Origin of the sequence: Micromonospora sp. NPDC053740 (genome assembly GCF_040677775.1) — a bacterium.
GTDB classification, from domain to species: domain Bacteria; phylum Actinomycetota; class Actinomycetes; order Mycobacteriales; family Micromonosporaceae; genus Micromonospora; species Micromonospora alfalfae.
Genome location: NZ_JBFASO010000004.1, coordinates 301,702 through 318,231, shown reverse-complemented (window position 1 = coordinate 318,231; position 16,530 = coordinate 301,702). Strand labels below are relative to the sequence as shown.

Annotated in this window: 19 protein-coding genes; 10 read left to right on the top strand and 9 right to left on the bottom strand. The window is 70.0% G+C overall.

The window, feature by feature from the left end; genetic code table 11:
• Positions 1-43 precede the first annotated feature (43 nt).
• A complete protein-coding gene (locus tag AB0K35_RS14275) occupies positions 44-709 on the bottom strand; it encodes a TetR family transcriptional regulator (protein ID WP_363885541.1) in 666 nt (221 codons plus the stop codon).
• Positions 710-811: 102 nt separating this feature from the next.
• Between AB0K35_RS14275 and AB0K35_RS14270 the strand changes: the two genes are divergently transcribed.
• A complete protein-coding gene (locus AB0K35_RS14270) occupies positions 812-1,726 on the top strand; it encodes an SDR family NAD(P)-dependent oxidoreductase (RefSeq protein ID WP_238672096.1) in 915 nt (304 codons plus the stop codon).
• Between the two features lie 234 nt (positions 1,727-1,960).
• On the opposite strand, the gene AB0K35_RS14265 is transcribed toward AB0K35_RS14270, so the two are convergent.
• Complete coding sequence (locus AB0K35_RS14265; protein WP_363885539.1) at positions 1,961-2,635, bottom strand: winged helix-turn-helix transcriptional regulator; 675 nt, start codon at positions 2,633-2,635, stop codon at positions 1,961-1,963.
• A 75-nt stretch (positions 2,636-2,710) separates the two neighbouring features.
• On the opposite strand from AB0K35_RS14265, the gene AB0K35_RS14260 reads away from it, so the two are divergent.
• Together AB0K35_RS14260 and AB0K35_RS14255 are read left to right on the top strand one after the other, a co-directional pair.
• Positions 2,711-3,211 carry a pyridoxamine 5'-phosphate oxidase family protein gene (locus AB0K35_RS14260; protein WP_363885537.1) on the top strand — a complete coding sequence of 167 codons (501 nt, stop codon included), beginning with the start codon at positions 2,711-2,713 and terminating at the stop codon, positions 3,209-3,211.
• Between the two features lie 58 nt (positions 3,212-3,269).
• The gene (locus AB0K35_RS14255; RefSeq protein WP_238672099.1) at positions 3,270-3,836 is read left to right on the top strand and encodes a dihydrofolate reductase family protein; all 567 of its coding nucleotides are present in this window, start codon (positions 3,270-3,272) and stop codon (positions 3,834-3,836) included.
• 5 nt (positions 3,837-3,841) lie between these two features.
• Here the strand turns inward: AB0K35_RS14255 and AB0K35_RS14250 are convergent, their stop codons facing one another.
• On the bottom strand, positions 3,842-4,561 hold the full coding sequence (locus tag AB0K35_RS14250; RefSeq protein WP_363885535.1) for a DsbA family oxidoreductase: 720 nt from the start codon (positions 4,559-4,561) through the stop codon (positions 3,842-3,844).
• 115 nt (positions 4,562-4,676) lie between these two features.
• Between AB0K35_RS14250 and AB0K35_RS14245 the strand changes: the two genes are divergently transcribed.
• Positions 4,677-5,108: a helix-turn-helix domain-containing protein gene (locus AB0K35_RS14245; protein WP_363885533.1), complete on the top strand. Its 432-nt coding sequence runs from the start codon at positions 4,677-4,679 to the stop codon at positions 5,106-5,108.
• A gap of 5 nt (positions 5,109-5,113) precedes the next feature.
• Here AB0K35_RS14245 and bla read toward each other — a convergent pair whose 3' ends face one another.
• From bla to AB0K35_RS14230, 3 genes are all read right to left on the bottom strand, one after another.
• Positions 5,114-6,040: a class A beta-lactamase gene (bla, locus tag AB0K35_RS14240; RefSeq protein WP_363885531.1), complete on the bottom strand. Its 927-nt coding sequence runs from the start codon at positions 6,038-6,040 to the stop codon at positions 5,114-5,116.
• 26 nt (positions 6,041-6,066) lie between these two features.
• Positions 6,067-8,688, bottom strand: coding sequence for a rifamycin-inactivating phosphotransferase (rph, locus tag AB0K35_RS14235; protein WP_363885529.1), 2,622 nt, complete (start codon positions 8,686-8,688; stop codon positions 6,067-6,069).
• 164 nt (positions 8,689-8,852) lie between these two features.
• Positions 8,853-9,554: a DUF4396 domain-containing protein gene (locus AB0K35_RS14230; RefSeq protein ID WP_238672103.1), complete on the bottom strand. Its 702-nt coding sequence runs from the start codon at positions 9,552-9,554 to the stop codon at positions 8,853-8,855.
• A gap of 175 nt (positions 9,555-9,729) precedes the next feature.
• Here AB0K35_RS14230 and AB0K35_RS14225 point away from each other — a divergent pair, with 175 nt between their 5' ends.
• The 5 genes from AB0K35_RS14225 (at position 9,730) to AB0K35_RS14205 (ending at position 12,551) form a co-directional block, all read left to right on the top strand.
• A complete protein-coding gene (locus AB0K35_RS14225) occupies positions 9,730-9,981 on the top strand; it encodes a hypothetical protein (protein WP_238672104.1) in 252 nt (83 codons plus the stop codon).
• Between the two features lie 99 nt (positions 9,982-10,080).
• Positions 10,081-10,827: an MBL fold metallo-hydrolase gene (locus AB0K35_RS14220; RefSeq protein ID WP_363885526.1), complete on the top strand. Its 747-nt coding sequence runs from the start codon at positions 10,081-10,083 to the stop codon at positions 10,825-10,827.
• Positions 10,828-10,894: 67 nt separating this feature from the next.
• Positions 10,895-11,422, top strand: coding sequence for a pyridoxamine 5'-phosphate oxidase family protein (locus AB0K35_RS14215; RefSeq protein WP_238672106.1), 528 nt, complete (start codon positions 10,895-10,897; stop codon positions 11,420-11,422).
• Between the two features lie 20 nt (positions 11,423-11,442).
• Complete coding sequence (locus AB0K35_RS14210; protein WP_363885524.1) at positions 11,443-12,093, top strand: TMEM175 family protein; 651 nt, start codon at positions 11,443-11,445, stop codon at positions 12,091-12,093.
• A 14-nt stretch (positions 12,094-12,107) separates the two neighbouring features.
• Complete coding sequence (locus tag AB0K35_RS14205; RefSeq protein WP_363885522.1) at positions 12,108-12,551, top strand: DUF5990 family protein; 444 nt, start codon at positions 12,108-12,110, stop codon at positions 12,549-12,551.
• Between the two features lie 12 nt (positions 12,552-12,563).
• Here the strand turns inward: AB0K35_RS14205 and AB0K35_RS14200 are convergent, their stop codons facing one another.
• Positions 12,564-13,655, bottom strand: coding sequence for a winged helix DNA-binding domain-containing protein (locus tag AB0K35_RS14200; protein ID WP_363885521.1), 1,092 nt, complete (start codon positions 13,653-13,655; stop codon positions 12,564-12,566).
• Between the two features lie 9 nt (positions 13,656-13,664).
• Complete coding sequence (locus AB0K35_RS14195; RefSeq protein ID WP_363885519.1) at positions 13,665-14,852, bottom strand: DUF418 domain-containing protein; 1,188 nt, start codon at positions 14,850-14,852, stop codon at positions 13,665-13,667.
• A gap of 187 nt (positions 14,853-15,039) precedes the next feature.
• Here AB0K35_RS14195 and AB0K35_RS14190 point away from each other — a divergent pair, with 187 nt between their 5' ends.
• Positions 15,040-15,636: a hypothetical protein gene (locus AB0K35_RS14190; RefSeq protein WP_363885517.1), complete on the top strand. Its 597-nt coding sequence runs from the start codon at positions 15,040-15,042 to the stop codon at positions 15,634-15,636.
• 63 nt (positions 15,637-15,699) lie between these two features.
• On the opposite strand, the gene AB0K35_RS14185 is transcribed toward AB0K35_RS14190, so the two are convergent.
• Positions 15,700-16,416: a carbonic anhydrase gene (locus tag AB0K35_RS14185; RefSeq protein WP_363885721.1), complete on the bottom strand. Its 717-nt coding sequence runs from the start codon at positions 16,414-16,416 to the stop codon at positions 15,700-15,702.
• Positions 16,417-16,530: the final 114 nt, after the last annotated feature.

Sequence of the window (16,530 nt, the reverse complement as noted above, 5' to 3'; positions counted from 1 at the left end):
AGACCCCGAACGGCCTCGTGACCACCGAGTTTCCCGCAACGAATCAGGGGCGCGGCAGCATGCCCACGAGCGACGTGATGATCGCGACCCGCAGGGCTGTCCGCAGGTCGACGTGATGGACGGCGAGCGCCGGTTCGGACTCGTAGACGGCGAGCAGGCTCGGCGGCGGCGAGGTGTAGGCGGACAGTGCGCCAGCCATCATCAGGGCGTTCAGGCAGAACAGCTCGGCGTTGTCGCCGAGCTCCGGCAGGTGCCGGAGGACGAGGTCGGCCATCACCGCGAGGTTGCCCAGTGCGGCCCGTTTGTGCCGGCGGACCGCCTCGACGGAGACGTTGTGTTCGAGCACACCGCCCTGCGCACCGAAGAGATCACAGAGCACCGTGTGGGCGGCGAGCGAGCGGCTGAGCACGTCGGCCGTCTGCTCCGCCCGTTCCGTCGCGGGCCGGCTCAGGTCGACGCCGTGGGTCAACTCCTGGTCCAGCTCGGCCAGCCAGGTCGTCGTCCGGTCGTCCAGCAGGTCGAGCAGCACCGCCTCGCGGGACTCGAAATAGCGCAGCACCGCCGTCTTGGCCAGGCCGACCCGACGACTCAGCTCGTTGAGGGTCACCTCGGCCACCGGCATCTCGTCGAGCATCGCCGAGGTCGTCTCCAGGATCGCCCGGCGCCGGACCTCACGCTGCTCCTCGCTGCGCGCCCGCTGGAACGTCATGACGCCAACCCTAGCTTAGGTACCGGCGGTCCCTTGACAAAGTACCGGCGGTACATTACCGTTTCGAGCATAAGTTACCGGCGGTACATTGGGGAGCCTGAGATGAAGTGGACCGAGCAGCAGATTCCGCGCCAGGACGGCCGGGTGGCAGTGGTCACCGGCGCCAACACCGGGCTGGGCTTCGAGACCGCCCGGCGGCTCGCCGAGCGGGGGGCGTCGGTCGTGCTGGCCGTTCGTGACACAGCGAAGGGCAAGCTGGCCGCCGCCCGGATCAACGGCGACGTCTCCGTGCAGGAGTTGGATCTGACCTCGCTGGAATCGGTGCGCGCCGCCGCGGCCGACCTGCGCGCCACCCACCAGCGGATCGACCTGCTGATCAACAACGCCGGCGTGATGTACACACCGAAGCAGACCACCCGCGACGGCTTCGAGATGCAGTTCGGCACCAACCACCTGGGCCACTTCGCGTTCACCGGCCTGCTGCTCGACCTGCTGCTGCCCGTGCCCGGCTCCCGGGTGGTCACGGTGAGCAGCGCCGGCCACCGCATCCGCGCCGCCATCCACTTCGACGACCTTCAGTTCGAGCGTTCCTACGGCCGGGTCGCCGCCTACGGCCAGTCGAAGCTCGCCAATCTGATGTTCACCTACGAGTTGCAGCGCCGGCTCGCTCCGCACGGCACCACCGTCGCGGTGGCCGCGCACCCGGGCGTCTCCAACACCGAACTGGTCCGCAACGCCCCGGCGGTCGTCCGCGCGCCGATCACGTGGCTCGCCCCGGTGATCACCCAGCCCGCGACGGCGGGCGCGCTGCCCACCCTGCGGGCCGCCACCGACCCGTCAGTCCTCGGCGGGCAGTACTACGGCCCCGACGGCCTGGGTGAGGTGCGCGGCTACCCGAGGCTGGTCACCTCCAGCCCCGAGTCCTACGACGTGGGCGTGCAGCAACGCCTCTGGGCCGTCTCGGAAGACCTCACCGGCGTGCGGTTCCCGCTGGGTCGGGCAGCCGCGACGGCGTGACAGTGCCGCGTCCCGCTGTCAGCACGATCCACTCGGGTTCACGGAAGTCGGGGCGTCCCGCCGCCAAGGACGCCCCGATTTCACGAAACCCGAGTCGATCTCCGCCACCGCCGGGAGAACGGGACGGGTTGTCCAACCACGAGGGCCGTGGCGATCTCCGTCATCGTCAGGTGGTCGCCGGGAGTCAGCCCGCGCCGAGGGTGGCGTTCTCCGGAGGGGGCGGATCGCCGGTCGTCAGGGCGTGGCGGGCTGGGGTGCGGGGGTGAACGGCGCAAGGAGCAGATCGGTGAGGCGCCGCCTGGCATCCTCGTCACCGCTCATCCGCACCACGCCGGAATCAACCGCCGCCGCCATGGTGATCTCATGGCCACAGACGGCTCGAAGGGTGTCGATGTCGGTGCTGAGCGTCGCGTCGGGGTCGGTCGCCGTGCCGCGCCGGAGCCGCACCGTCTCGTTGGCGACGTCGGCGAGGTAGGTGTCGGCGTCGATGTGGAACGCGTAGCTGCCGGCGAGGTCCGAGGCGCGCGCCGGATCGAAGGCCGCCTTGATGCTGAGCAGCAGGGAGTCGACGCCGAGGGGGCCGTCGGGGAGTTGGGGGGACTGGCTTCCCCAGCGCCCGAACTGCAGCAGGATCGGCTCCAGGGCGCGGCCCCATTCGGTCAGCTCGTAGAGGTGCACGCGCGTCGGCGGGCCCAGGTCCCGCCGCCGGACGACGCCGTACTCGGTCAACTGGCGCAGTCGCTGGCTCAGCACGTTTGGGCTCACCCCGGGTAGGCCGCCGAGCAGATCGTTGAACCGCCTCGGGCCGAGCAGTAGGTCGCGTACCACCAGCAGCGCCCACCGCTCGCCGATGATGTCCAGTCCACGTGCGACACCGCACGGATCCCCATAGCTACGCATGCCGACCATGGCCATCAGCGTACCCGGATCCTTTTTTAGGAGTGCCACTTGTTCTGTAGGAGTTGACCCCCTAGCGTGAGTGGCATGGACCTGCCGCCGCAAGGTGACGTGACGTTGCTGGACACCCCGTTGGCGCAGCGGTTGCTCGCCACGTCCCCGGTGGCGCGCCTCGCCTACACCAGCCGGGACGGAACGCCGCGGTTGATCCCGGTGAACTTCCTGTGGACCGGCGAGGAGTTGGTCGTCGGTGCGTTCGCCGGCACTTACAAGATCCGCGACCTGAGCGCCCGCCCCGACGTGGCGGTCTGCATCGACACCGCGGACGGTCTTCCGGAGGTGCTCATGCTGCGCGGGAAGGTCACAGTGGCCGAGGTCGAGGGCGTCCTGCCGGAGTACGCCACCATCCAGCGTGCGGGGATGGGCGACGAGACGGGCGACGCCTACCTGGCGGCGATAGATCAGCCGGGCCTGCGGATGGTCCGGATCGGCCTGCGCCCCACCTGGGTCGGAGTCGTCGACTTCCAGCAGAGGTTCCCGGGCCGGACGCCGGAACCCGTCCGAGCCGCGCTCAGCGGCGGCCAGTAGTCGGCACCGCCGAGGTCCCGGATCCCCGGGGCCCACCGCACCATGACGGAGGACGACGTTGCGCAAGATTGTCGTGTCGATGTGGACCACCCTCGACGGGTTCGTCGCCGGCCCCGACGACGAGATGGACTGGCTGCTGATCGACGACCATCTGCAAAAGTACGAGCGGGACCTGGTGGACAAGGCCGGAAGCCTCATGCTGGGCCGGGTCACGCACGCCGACTTCGCCGGACACTGGCCGCTGGTCGCCCAGGATCCCGACCAGCCCGACGACGTACGGGGTTATGCCCAGCGGCTCGACGCGCTGGAAAAGATCGTCGTCTCCGCCTCGGGCGACACCGCGACCTGGGGTGACAGTCGCCGGCTCACTCACATCGAACCCGACGAGATCGCCCAGCTGAAGCGTGATCCCGGCGGCGACATCGTGGTCTACGGCAGCCTCACGCTGATCCGGTCCCTTGCCAACCTGCGGCTCATCGACGAGTTCCACCTCCTGGTGCATCCCCTGTACCTGCGCCGGGGCAAGGCGCTGTTCGACGGTGATCAACCCCCGGCACGACTGGAGTTGGTCTCCGCCGAACCCTTCGCCTCCGGGGTCGTCCTCCTGAAGTACCACCCCGCCTGACGAGTTCAGGCGGTGCGGTCGGGTAGCGCGCAGCCATCCGGGGCGCACATGCCCTCGGCGACACCGACCACCGGCAGTGGCTGCGGCGTCGGGTGGCTCTCGGCCCACGCCTTGTCGATGACCGCGAGCAGGTCGTCGAGGCCGATCGCCCCGGGCACGGCGAAGCGGCCGTCGAAGACGAGGAACGGCGCGCCGCGGGCCCCGAGGCGCTCTGCCTCACGCTGGTCGGCCGCCACCCGGGCCCGGTAGCGGCGGCTTCGCAGGGCGTCGGCGGCCCCGGCGCTGTCCAGACCCACCTCGGCGGCGAAGTCGAGGACCTCCTCAGCGGTCCACAGCTTGCGGGCCTGCCCGAAGTGCGCGCGGAACATCGCCGTCCAGATCTCGGTGCCGCGACCCTGGTCGGACGCGTACGCGAGCAGTTCGTGGGCGAGATCTGTCGGCCCGAGCGTGCGGTCCACCGCGTGGTAGGGCGTCAAACCCTCCGCCTCGGCCGCCCGCTCGATCGGCCGTAGAACCCTGTCGACTGTCGTCGCGGGAGCCCCCGCCATCGTGATCAGCTCCCGTTGACTGACACCCGCGCGGGGCAGGTCGGGATGCAGCTGGAACGACCTGTGGATCACCTGGACCTGGTCGCCGTACGGGAGCCGGTCCACTGCCCGGTGGAGCCGGTGGTCCATCAGCCCGCAGTACGGGCAGACGATGTCCGACCAGAACTCGATCTTCATGGCGCTCCTCACTGATTCTCACTTCTTGTTCGTAGCGCCATGATGCATCAGAATTGGAGGGCCACAAAAGGTACATTCATGTGCGTAGCGCGGACTGCGCGGAGGGGCGGCGGGGATGAGCGCAGGAGAACTCCGGCGCAGGCGCACCAACGTCCGGGGGAACGTTCGGGCCGCTCCGGGGCCCTGCGCCCACTGGAACGACGAGGACGCCGACTTCATCCGGGAGGTCCTGGACCTCGTCGGCGACAAATGGAGCGTGCTGATCATCGGCACACTCGCCGACGGCCCCGTCCGTTACTCGGACCTGGGCGACGCGATCCCCGGCATCTCCCAGCGCATGCTCACGCTGACCCTGAAACACCTCCAGCGCACCGGCCTCATCACCAGGACGTCGTACCCGGAGGTGCCACCCCGCGTCGAATACGCCCTCACCGGGCTGGGCAGGTCACTGCTCTCCACCGTTCTGGCCCTGGCGGCCTGGTCCGCCGACCACCACGCCGAGATCCGCCGCCACCAATCGGCCTACGACAGCCGCGCCGCGACCTGACGGACTCATGCTCGCAGGTGGGCGACGACCACCCGGGTGGCCTGGGCGATGAGGCTGTCGTCCGGGCTGGCGTCCTTCCTGTCGCGGCTGGACAGCACGGCGAGCACGATCGGGGCCCGGTCGGGCGGCCAGATCACCGCGATGTCGTTGCGGGTGCCGTACCCACCGGTCCCGGTCTTGTCCCCGACCACCCAGCCGGCCGGCACCCCGGCGCGGACCAGCGCCGCGCCGGTGGTGTTGCCCCGCAGCCAGCCGATCAGCACGTCGCGGTCCGCCGGTTCCAGGGCAACCCCCACCGTGTACGCCCGGAGGTCGCCGGCCAGGGCCCGCGCGGTGCTGGTGTCCCGCCTGTCGCCGGGTGTTCCCTCGTTCAGCGCTGTCTCGTAGCGGGCCGCGTCGGTGACAGTGTCGCCCAGCGCGCGCAGCTTCGACTCGAACCCCGCCGGCCCGCCGAGGTGGAGCAGCAGCAGGTTGCCGGCCGTGTTGTCGCTGTAGCGCACTGCGGCGTCGGCGAGGGCCCGCAGGCTCATGCCCTCGCCGACGTGCTTCTCGGTGATGGGGGAGTGCGCCACCAGGTCCCGCGCCGAGTACCGCACCACCCGATCCAGCTGGGCGTCTGTGGTGCCGTCGAGCACCTCGGCGGCAGCGAGGGCCTTCCACGTCGAGGCGTACGCGAACCGCTCGTCGGCGCGGTACTCCACAGTGCGGCCGGCGCCCGTGTCGACGGCGTAGATCCCCAGCCGCGCCCCGAACTGCTCCTCCAGCCGGCGGAACTCCTGATCGGCGGCCGGCGACGGGGCGAGCGTCACCTGCGGGCTCGGCGTCGTCAGCGCCTCGGTGGCGTCGCCGCCGCCGCTGCTGCACCCCGCCACCGACACCAGTGTCGACGCCGTGGCCACCATGATCGCCAGCCGTCGGACCGAAACCGCCACTGTCGTTCCTCCTGAGGTGCCGTCGGTCAGGAAAGGATCTCCACGTACCCGTCGCTGCCGTGCACGCGGATCCGCTGCCCGTCGCGGATCAGCCGGGTCGCGTCGAGCACGCTGACGACGGCCGGCAGGCCATACTCCCTCGCGATCACCGCGCCGTGCGTCATCAACCCGCCGACCTCTGTCACCAGGCCGGCGATGCCGACGAACAGCGGCGTCCAGCTCGGGTCAGTGTGGGCGGTGACGAGGATGTCACCCGCTTCGAGGTCGGCCTGTGCCATGTCCAGGATGACGCGGGCGCGTCCTTCGACAGTCCCGGCGGACACCGGCATCCCGGCCAGGGCGCCGGCCGGCAGGTCGTCGCGTCGGTACGCCCCGGTGATCGCCTCGCCGTCGGAGGTCAGCACCCGGGGCGGGGTGAGCGCCTGGTACGACAGGAACTCCTCCCGACGCCGCCGGATCAGCTCGTCATCCACCCGGTGCGTGCGCACCACCTCGTGGAACTCCTGGAACGTGAGGTAGAAGACGTCTTCGGTCTCGGCGAGCACGCCGGCGCGTACCAGGCGCTCGGCCTCTGCCAGCAGGGCCTGCTTGTAGATGAAGTAGCGGCTGATGATGTCGTACTTCGGGTACTCCCGGTAGCCGATGAAGGCCCGCACCCGGTCGATCATCCGCGCGGTCTCGTCGGCCTTCTGTTGCCCGTCCGGCAGCGCCCGCAGGCGCGTCAACACCTCCTGCGCCTGCTGCCGTGCCCGCTGCTGGCCCTGCTCGAAGCGCCGCCGGGCCGCGCCCGGCTCGAAGAGCTTGACGTTGTCCAGCAGCACCGGCACCAGCGTGCTGGGGCGTTCGCTCCACCGCGGCCTGGTGATGTCGATCTCGCCGACGCAGCGCATGCCGTACCGGTCGAGGTACGCCTTGATGGCGGCGCGCGCCTCGGCCCCGCCTGCGACCTTCGGCAGCTCGTCGAGGAAGTCGTCGTGCGCGACGTCCTGGAGGAATGCCACCACCTCCGGGTAGGGGCGGATCACGTCGGCGACGTCGAGCAGCGCCAGCCCCATCTCCGACGTGACGTTGCCGGGCGCGGAGAGGGTGAGGGTGTCGGCGGCGTTCTTCTCACCCAGCCACTCGTGCAGCCGGTCGTTGAGCCACCAGGTGGCCTCCATGCCGGCCATGATCGCCTGCATGTTCAGCGGATCGCCGAGGACCCGCTTGTGCTCCTTGAACGCCTCCAGCAGGAAGTCGAACAGCGCCGTACCGGTCACCGTCGCGATGTCGCGTCGCAGGGCGGCTATGGATGCCCTGCTGCGCTCGATCAGCTCGGTGACGATCGCCGGGTCGGTTTCGATCGAGGTGGACGCGCCGCCGGTCGTCAGCCTGGCGGGACCGCCCCCGTCCGGAAGCGTCGGAATGAAGTCGGGGCGGTCGAGGAGCGTCTGCAACGCGTCGCGCATCAGGGGATCGGACTTCCCGACCATCTCCAGGAAGCCGGCGCGGCTCGTGGGCGAGGCCAGCAGCCGGGTGGCGTCGACGAACAACCTCCCGCCGGCCTCCAGCATCACGGCGATGGCCGTCAACTGCCACATCGAGAGACCCAGCGGCCGCATGGCGTCGGTCATCATCTGCTGGTGACCGACCGAGAGGTAGACGTGGTTCTCCTGGTCGTCGGCCGCCGGGATGGGGAACAGGGTGGTGATCGGCCGGCTCTGCACGATCTGGAAGTCGTCGTCCACCAGGCACCACTCGATGTCCTGCGGGCGGCCGAAGTGCGCCTCGATCCGTCGCCCGAGCTGCACCAGCCGTAGGACCTGCGCCTGCGTCAGCGCCGGCTGCTCCTGCCGCTGCGCCTCGATCGCCACCTCCCGCGTTCCGCCGCCGGGCAGCGCGGTGACGGCGCGCTGCTTGGCGGCGACAGTGCCGGCGACGACCTCGCCGTCGCGCACCGTGAAGACGTCCGGGTTCACCAGGCCGGACACCAGGGCCTCGCCGAGGCCGAAGCTGGCGTCCACCGTCGCGACAGTCCGGTTGCCAGTCACCGGGTCCGCCGTGAACAGGATGCCTGCGGCATCCGAAAAAACCATCTGCTGTACGACGACAGCCATCTGAACCGTGCGGTGGTCGATGCCGTTGCGAAGGCGGTAGATGACGGCCCGCTCGGTGAACAGTGACGCCCAGCACCGGCTGACGTGCCGCAGGATCGCCTCCGGCCCCACCACGTTCAGGTAGGTGTCCTGCTGGCCGGCGAAGGACGCCGTGGGCGTGTCCTCCGCAGTCGCGCTGGACCGCACGGCGTAGGCGGCCTGCTCGCCGAACCGGTCGAGCGCGTCGGTGATCGCGGCGGCCAGGTCGCCCGGAATCAGGGTCTCCTCGACGCTGCGGCGGATCTCCGCGCTGAGCGTGCGAATCGCCTCCCGCTCGTCCGCGCTCAGGCGCGACAACTGATCGAGTCGATCGCCCATCGACGGCGTCTGCGCCATGATCCGCCGGAAGGCGGCAGTCGTGACGCAGAACCCCGCCGGCACCCGGATGCCGTCGATCCGCGACAGCGCGCCCAGGTGCGCGGCCTTGCCGCCGACGACCGACACCTGCTTCTCGTCGACCTCTCGAAGATCCAACAGTGGTGCCTGGCCGGCGCGGTCCTCGTCCCTCGACAACACACCCACGTCTCGCCCCCGTTACCTCGTTTGTGCTGGTCCGGCCGCCGATTCTGCGCCACGACCGGGGTCTTGCGGCAAGCCCCCAGGTGCGGTATACGTTAGAAGTGGCAGGGAGAGTGATCTCCTTGCCGCTTGTTTTTGTCGGGGCGGCCGGGCCCTGCTCAGTCGTAGGGGAGTCGGCGCGGCTCGAATCTCAGCCCTCGGCCGAGCTGCCAGGAGGCGGTGGGCCAGGCCGCGAGGAAGCCAGCTATCAGCCCGAGCTGACCGGCGAACCAGAACGTCGGGCTGTCGGGTCGCAGGTGCGGCTCCGAAAAGACCACCCGATGCGCGAGGGTCAGCCACACGAACAACGCCACCTCGAACACGGTGATGGTCAGCAGCTCGATCCTGCCGACGCTCGACAGTGCGTGCCAGACCTTCGTCAGGCTGCGACCCGGCCCGGCGAAGTACCGGAAGAGAACGGCGATCGTCACCGCCATCAGATAGTCGCCGGCGTAGCCGACCCACAGCGGGTCCTCGGCCGGGTCGAATCTCACGGCGTACAGGGCGACCTCGGCGACGATGAACCCGAGAGCGCAGTGCGCGCCGCAGCGGGACACGTGGGTGACGACGATGCCCCGGCGCGGCCGTCGCGGTTGACCCTCCTGCCGCCGTTGAGAGAACGCCTCGGGCCTGCCCCAGTTCCAGTAGAGGCGGACGGCGGCAGGGCCGATGTAGAGGACGGTCACCAGCCAGACGATCTCCATGACCCGGACCGGCTGCCGGTGCCCGCGGAGATAGGTGTCGGCGATGACGACCGCGAAGCTGACGACGCCGAACGCGAGCGAAGCCCACGAGAGCGCTACGAGCCAGGTTGGTTGCATCCCCGCCCCTTCCGCCAGCCGGGCGAGTCTTTCACGGCGTACTCGTTCGGATCGGCCGATCGGGCGTTCCCGCGCGCCGACGCGGACGGATTCACCCTCCCCGGCCTCGGTTGGACGGTGGAGTGGCGTCCTGGCGACAGCCATCGGTGTCGGGTTCGGCGTCTTCGGTTGGCGAGTGGTCGGCCGCTCGCGCCGTGACGCGAGTCGGCTGGCCGCCGCCGGTGTCGCCGCGACGGCGGAGATTGTCGCGGTGGCGAACCACCTGGGCGGAGAGAATCCCGAGCTGGAACTCCACCTGCGCATCAGCGGGCCGGGGTTCGCCACCTTCGAGGCGGACACGATCCGTGCGACCGACCCAGCCCTCGTTCCCGGCGCGGTGCTGGCCGCCGTCGTGGACCCCGCCGACCGTCTCTTCGCGATCATTTAGCTTCTTCTTGCACCCGCCGGATTCCATCTCGATCGCGACAGGCGCGAACCGTGATTCGCGGGGTCGAAGCGGCATCGCTGCGCTGGCAGACTCTCGGGCATGGTCGACTGGTATGCCCGGGTCGAAGTGGACGGCGACGTCGTCCGGATCTCGGAACCGCACGTCAACGAGCTGCTGTCGGCGAACTTCTGGTGGTTGCGGGGCACCGATCGGGACATCGTGATCGACGCCGGGCTCGGTGTCGTCGCGCTGCGGCAGGCGATTCCGGGCCTGTTCGAGCGTGATCCGATTGTCGTGCTCACCCACGCGCACCTGGATCACGTCGGTGCGGCGGCGGAGTTCGGTGACCGGGCCGCCCACCCTGCCGAGGCGGGGATCCTCGCGGCGGGCGTACCGGCGAGCCTGTACGGCGCGGAACTCTTCGACAAGCTGGGCATCGACGCCGCCGGGGAAGCCGTCCCGGAGCTCATGATCGATGTTCTGCCCGATCCCGGGTACGACCCGGCTGCCTACCGCGTCGCACCGATGACCCTGCACCGCCTGCTCGACGACGGCGACCGCATCGACCTGGGCGGGCGGGTGCTGACGGTGCTGCATCTTCCGGGCCATACGCCCGGGAGCATCGCCCTGCTGGAGGAACGCACCGGGACCCTGTACTCCGGCGACGTCGTCTACGAGGGTGCCCTGATCGACGATCTGCCGAACTCCGACGTGGCAGCGTACCGGCGGAGCATGGAGTTCCTCGTCGACCTCGACGTGTCCGTCGTCCATCCCGGTCACGGGGAGAGCTTCGACAGGACACGCCTTCGTCAGTTGGCGGAGACCTACCTGCGCAGGACGGCGTAGAGCACGCCCTGCCGATCTTGACGGCGGGTTACGCGGTTAGGGTGTTCGCCATGATCGAGGACGTTGTATGCCGCTGACGAATCCGTGGCTGTCGGAGCCCACGCCGCCGAAGCGGCTCGATCGCGAACGGCTCGAAGAACGCCTTCTCAACCTGTTGTCGTCGCAGAACATGTGTGTGCTCGCGACCACGGGTCCGGACGGACCGCTGGCCACGCCGGTGCGGTACTACCCGCTCGGCTTCGCGGTGCTCTTCACCGCCGCGCCACGATCGCCAAAGATCCGCAACATTGCCGCCGACCCGCGCGTGTCAATCGGCATCTTCGCGCCGCTGGTCGGACTGGCCAGCAGCCGTGGTGCCCAACTGTTCGGGACGGCAAGGGTGCTTGCTCCGGAGCATCCGGACCGCGCGCACTACTGGGCGGCGGTTCGGTGGGAGAACGAGCACGCCGAGCGGGGGCGGGCGCTGTCCGAGCCGCCCGAGGACACCCTCGTGGTCGTCGAGGCGGAGCGGATCGTCTACACCGAGCACTGGCTGCGACGTGAGGGTTTCGCGCCACGCCAGTTCTGGCGTCGCTCCACCAGTGACGAAAGCTGATCTACTGCATAATTCGGTACGTGCCTCTCAAAGGGGAAACTTCACGGCTGACCCGTAACCCGGGCCGCTTGCTGGCCTTCAGCGACGGTGTCTTCGCGATCGCCGTGACGCTGCTGGTGCTGGAGATCCAACCGCCCCACGACTTCGAGCGCCTCGCCCGGGGGCTCGGTGCGCTGTGGCCGTCGTACCTGGCGTACACGCTGAGCTTCCTGCTCATCGGGCAGGTGTGGGTGAATCACCACGTCATGTTCGATCGCGTCCGGCACGTCGACCGAGGGGTCCTGTTCCTCAACACGTTGCTCCTGATGGTCATCGCGTTCCTGCCGTTCTCCACGTCACTGCTCGCCGAAGCGTTGCGCGCGGAGCAGGGGCTGCGCGCGTCGGTCGTCGTCTACGGCGGCACACTGTGGACGGCGGCGGCCCTCTTCAACATCGTGTGGGCGTACCTGCGCCGCGCCAAACTGCTGGACCCGGGCCTCGGGCCGTTCGGCGCGCGGGCCATCGGTCGCCGGTTCGCGCTCGCGCTGCTCTGGATCGGCTCCGGCATCCTCGTCGGCGCGTTCGTGCCGATCGCCGGTGTGGCCATCATCGCCGGGTTCCTGCCCGCCTACTACCTGCCCATCCGCGGCGAGTACGGCGAGGACGACACCGCCGAGCAACCGGCCGACTAACTAGAGTCGGTGCCATGCGGATCAGGATCGACGGCAGCGATCTCCCAGGTCAGCGCCCCGGTGCGGAGGCCGACGCGCTGCGGGTGGGAAACGTGCACGTCGGCGTTCAACGCAAGGCCGAGGTCGTCGATCAGGTGCCGGCCGACGCGGCAAGCGCCACCTGGTCCTTCGAGGTGTCCAGCCGTGAGATCGACGGAGCACTCGACGTCGGTGGCCCCTGGGTGCACGGCCGCCCCGGGGCGCGGTTTCTCTATCTGAGCTGGGGCGCGGTGACCCAGGACGGCTTCGCCATGTTCCGACGAGCGAAGCTGATGTTCACCGACGTGCCGACCGAGCTGCTGCGCGCCGCCCACGAGGGCGACGGGACGCTGGTCGGCCGGGTCGGGTTGACCGATGCCGCCGGTGGGCCCATCTGCGCTCGGGTGCGCCCGCCCGCCGTCGCGTGGGCGGTGCAGTGAGCGTCCTCGAAACTAGCTGCCGAAGTCGACGCCGCTGAGGGAGACGGAGCGGTACGCGGCGAGGCGTTCGGCCTGCGCGGTGATGGCTTTACGCGTCGCGTCCGACAGTCGGTGCCACGGCTCGACGGCGACAGTGAACGTCCTGCCGGACTTGCGGGGCCGCCAGGTGCCGACCAGCTCGCCGTCGACCAGGACGGCGCCGGGGCGACCCAACACCGGCCACAGCTCCTTGACGTGGGCGGCGTCCGGCACCAACGTTGCCCGGTCCTTGGCCTGCAGGAACAGATCGAACGGGCCGAGCAGTCGGGTGCCCCTGCCGTCGGCCGACTCCAGCGCCTCCTCGTCGGCGGCCAGCAGCGAGCGCACCTCGCGGTCGACCGTCACCTCGATCACGTCGTCGGGCCAGCGCGCCTTCACGTCCTTCACCGGGGCGTCGAGGTAGTCGGCGACCTGTTTCGGGGTGGCCGGACCGAGCAGGCGAAGATACCCGCGGATGAGGTCGAAGCGGTCACCCGCGACGGCTGCCTTCCTGAACCCGGTGATGCGCCGCAGGACCGGGGGTGAGGTGTCGAGCTGCAACTCCAACCCGGCCCGCACGGCGGCGAGCCGGAACGGCATCTCGAAGAGGTGCGTGGCGTCGCACGGCCGGCAGAACCGCAGATACGGTTCGGGCAGCATGGTGGCCAGGCGGCCGGACACGTCCCCCTTGACCGTCGGCGCCCTGACGATGGCCCGCATCCGGTCGGCGATCTCGTCCAGGGCCGCGAGAGTGTCGATGCCAGCGGCCTTCAACGGTTTCGCGGCATCGTAGATGCGCTTGCCCGCGTCGGCTTCGGAGAAGGGTTCGACAGCGGCCGCCACCTTCGCAACGTCGGCCCGGCGGTAGAGGTGGGGAGCGCCCCGCACCGTCCACAGCAGGACCAGATCGGCGTCGGACAACGCTGTCACGTCGACCCCGCGTACTGCCAGCGCCCAGCGCGCGCCGTCCGGACCGGTGTTCTGCACCCCGAGGTCCAGGACGGCGGTGTCGGCGAGTATGCCCTCGTCCCGGTCCAGCTGCTGGGCCCGGACCCGGAAGTTCATCACCTGGCGCCGATCGACCATGTCAGCACCCTAGTTGGGGCGGCGCGCCCGGTGGGTCCAGGCGCGCAGCGCCCATTCAACGGGGCCGTACCGGAACCGTCGCAGCCACCACGAGCTGACCACCAGCTGCACCGCGAAGATCACCAGTGCGATCAGCAGTGTCTGTGCCGGCGAGGTGCGGCCGACCAGGCCCCACCCGACACCGGTGAAGACGAGCACACACACGAGCGACTGGGCCAGGTAGTTCGTCAGGGCCATCCGTCCAGCCGGCGCGAACGCGTCCGCGAGGCGCGGCCGCCGGGTGAACAGGCGCAGCAGGGTCGCGGCATAGGCGGCGGCCAGGAACGGCGCGGTGACGATGCTGACCATCAGTCCGGTCAGGTTCGCCGTGGAACCACCGACTGCGAACACGACGGCGCCGGCCAGACCGACCGGGTACCCCACCCGTTCGCATCGGCGCAGCAGGTCCTGGTGGGCGGGCACTGTGGCGAGCAGCTTGTGCTTGCCGGCGGCGAGGCCGACGAGGAACGCCGCGAACGCCAGCGGCCCCTGCACGGCGAGACCACCGATCATCGCCGGCATCGACCGCAGGTGCTCCAGGACGACATCGCCGAGGCCGCCGCCCAGCGCCAGCGTCGAACGCGCACCGGCACTGAGTGCGGCGGCCTCGTCCGGAACCAGCGTGGCGCCGAGGACCGCGGCGATCCCGACCACGACGGCGATGCCGCCGATGATGGACGCCGCCACGACGAGCGCGGTGCGGGGCTCGATCCGCCGGACCGCGAGCAGCACGAGACCGAGCAGCGCGTACGTGGTGAGGATGTCGCCGTGGAACAGCAGCACCGCGTGCAGCACACCGAGCACGAACAGCCCGGAGAGCCGGCGCAGGAACGCCGGGCGGAACGCCACTCCGCGCCGAGCAGCGGAGTCGAGTTGCAGGGTGAAGCTGTAGCCGAACAGAAAGGCGAACAGCAGGTACGCCTTCATCGCGAACAACAACTCCACCGCGCCGACGATCAGCAGGTCGACGGGGCCGTGCGCCGGATCGTCCACCAGGTGGAAGTCGTAGCCGGAGCTGAAGAACGCTATGTTCACCAGCAGGATGAGCAGCAGCGCGCTTCCGCGCAGTGCGTCCACGACTGCGATGCGGGCGAGGGTGTCCCCGGGCGAGGGCTGTCGGTGGCCGTCGCCGGGTCGGTCGAGCCCTGTCACATTCATGCTGTCCAGCCTCCGGAGCGCGGCCCGCTGGCGTGAAGTGTTTCCGTCACACGGACCGTCGTGACGAAAAGACGCCATCCCCGCGGCGGGGGAGGCGATGTCCCTCCGCGCGGCGATCCGCTCGCCTCGCCGTTCGGCGACGGTGATCTCGGATGTGTCAACGCCCACCGCTGATGGAGACGACGCCGTGACTCGAACACCACACCCGAACGCCGTGCCCGCCCCGCCGCCGCCCTGGGCCCGCCGAGCTGGGCACGTGGCCTGGATCGCCCCCGTGCTGGGGTTCATCCCGCTGCACGTGCCGTGGATTCTCGGCATTCCGCTGTTCGCCAATCCCGACCCGTTCCGCGAGTGGTACCACGGTCGCGGACCCGGGGTCGGGGATCACCCGGTCGATGGCTTCCTGGGCCTGCCGGCCGGCGCGTTCTACCTGGGCCTCCTGTGCGTCCTCGCCGGGCTCGGCGGCGTTCTGGCGCTGGGGCTCATTCAGGACTGGGGCCTGGTCTTCCCCCGGTGGGTGCCGTGGCTGCGCGGACGTCGGGTGCCACAGTGGATGCCGCTGACGCCGACGGTGCTGGGATCCGCCGTGATGATCGGGTACTCCGCGACTCTGCCCTGGCAGTTCGCGGCAGACCTGGGGGAGTCCAGCGCGGACGACATCTTCACCCCGACCGGCGTCCTGATCGGTCTCCCGCTCCTGCTGGCCTGGGCGGTCGCGTTGCCGCTGGCCGGTTGGTCCTACTACCGCCGTACCCGTCGGCCGCGACGCGAGCGGCGGCGCTGATCGGCGGCAGTGGATGACCGGCCAAGCGTCGCCGTCCGGGTGGCCCAGCATCGGGTGACGGCCTCAGGCCACCAGGGAAACCCGCCCGTTGTCCAGGTCGTAGCGGGCGCCCACCACCCGCAGCGCACCCTCGTGCACCTTCTCGGCGATGATCGTGCTGCGTGCGCTGAGCGCCCGCACCTGGGCGGCGATGTTGGCCCGGACCCCGTTCTCCACGGGGTCGCCGGGCTGCTCCAGCACCGGCTCGACGACCGGGCGCAGGGCATCCACGATGGTGCCGATGTGCCCAGGCGCCGTACCGCCGGTGTGGATGGCATCGATGGTGGCGGTGAACGCGCCGCAGCGCTCGTGGCCGAGGACGACGATCAGCAGGCTGCCGAACTCCTCCACCGCGAACTCGACGCTGCCGAGCAGCAGGTCATCGACGATGTTGCCGGCCACCCGGTTGTCGAACAGGTCACCCAACCCCTGGTCGAAGAGCACCTCGGGAGCCACCCGGGAATCCGCGCAGCCGACCGTGATGGCGAACGGGTGCTGGCCGGAGGCGAGCCGGTGTAGGTCGGTCAGGCCCTGGTGCGGGTGCCGGCCGTGGCCGGAGGTGAACCGCCGATTGCCGGCCTGTAGCCGACGCAGCGCCTCGGTCGGCGTGTCGACGGGGTTGTCGGCTGGGGCAGCGGAGCCTGCGGACGGGCTGGCTAGGGCCCCGCCGAGCGCCACCGCGGCGGCGCCACCGGCGGTCAGCAGCGAACGGCGGGACAGGTAGGAACGTGCCACGATCATCTCCCTGAAGTGAGGCAACATGCCTCTTCCTACCAACCCACGGTCCACATAGGTGGCCGCTGTTCCAGCGATCGGTGGCGCGCAATTGATCATCGTTTGAACATCGGCTATCGT

Coding starts and splice junctions, on each gene's coding strand:
- AB0K35_RS14195 (WP_363885519.1), bottom strand. CDS start 14,852: ATGAATGTGACAGGGCTCGACCGACCCGGCGACGGCCACCGACAGCCC.
- AB0K35_RS14245 (WP_363885533.1), top strand. CDS start 4,677: ATGAGCGCAGGAGAACTCCGGCGCAGGCGCACCAACGTCCGGGGGAAC.
- AB0K35_RS14230 (WP_238672103.1), bottom strand. CDS start 9,554: ATGCAACCAACCTGGCTCGTAGCGCTCTCGTGGGCTTCGCTCGCGTTC.
- AB0K35_RS14185 (WP_363885721.1), bottom strand. CDS start 16,416: ATGATCGTGGCACGTTCCTACCTGTCCCGCCGTTCGCTGCTGACCGCC.
- AB0K35_RS14205 (WP_363885522.1), top strand. CDS start 12,108: ATGCGGATCAGGATCGACGGCAGCGATCTCCCAGGTCAGCGCCCCGGT.
- AB0K35_RS14250 (WP_363885535.1), bottom strand. CDS start 4,561: ATGAAGATCGAGTTCTGGTCGGACATCGTCTGCCCGTACTGCGGGCTG.
- AB0K35_RS14275 (WP_363885541.1), bottom strand. CDS start 709: ATGACGTTCCAGCGGGCGCGCAGCGAGGAGCAGCGTGAGGTCCGGCGC.
- AB0K35_RS14220 (WP_363885526.1), top strand. CDS start 10,081: ATGGTCGACTGGTATGCCCGGGTCGAAGTGGACGGCGACGTCGTCCGG.
- AB0K35_RS14270 (WP_238672096.1), top strand. CDS start 812: ATGAAGTGGACCGAGCAGCAGATTCCGCGCCAGGACGGCCGGGTGGCA.
- AB0K35_RS14200 (WP_363885521.1), bottom strand. CDS start 13,655: ATGGTCGATCGGCGCCAGGTGATGAACTTCCGGGTCCGGGCCCAGCAG.
- AB0K35_RS14260 (WP_363885537.1), top strand. CDS start 2,711: ATGGACCTGCCGCCGCAAGGTGACGTGACGTTGCTGGACACCCCGTTG.
- AB0K35_RS14265 (WP_363885539.1), bottom strand. CDS start 2,635: ATGGTCGGCATGCGTAGCTATGGGGATCCGTGCGGTGTCGCACGTGGA.
- AB0K35_RS14215 (WP_238672106.1), top strand. CDS start 10,895: ATGCCGCTGACGAATCCGTGGCTGTCGGAGCCCACGCCGCCGAAGCGG.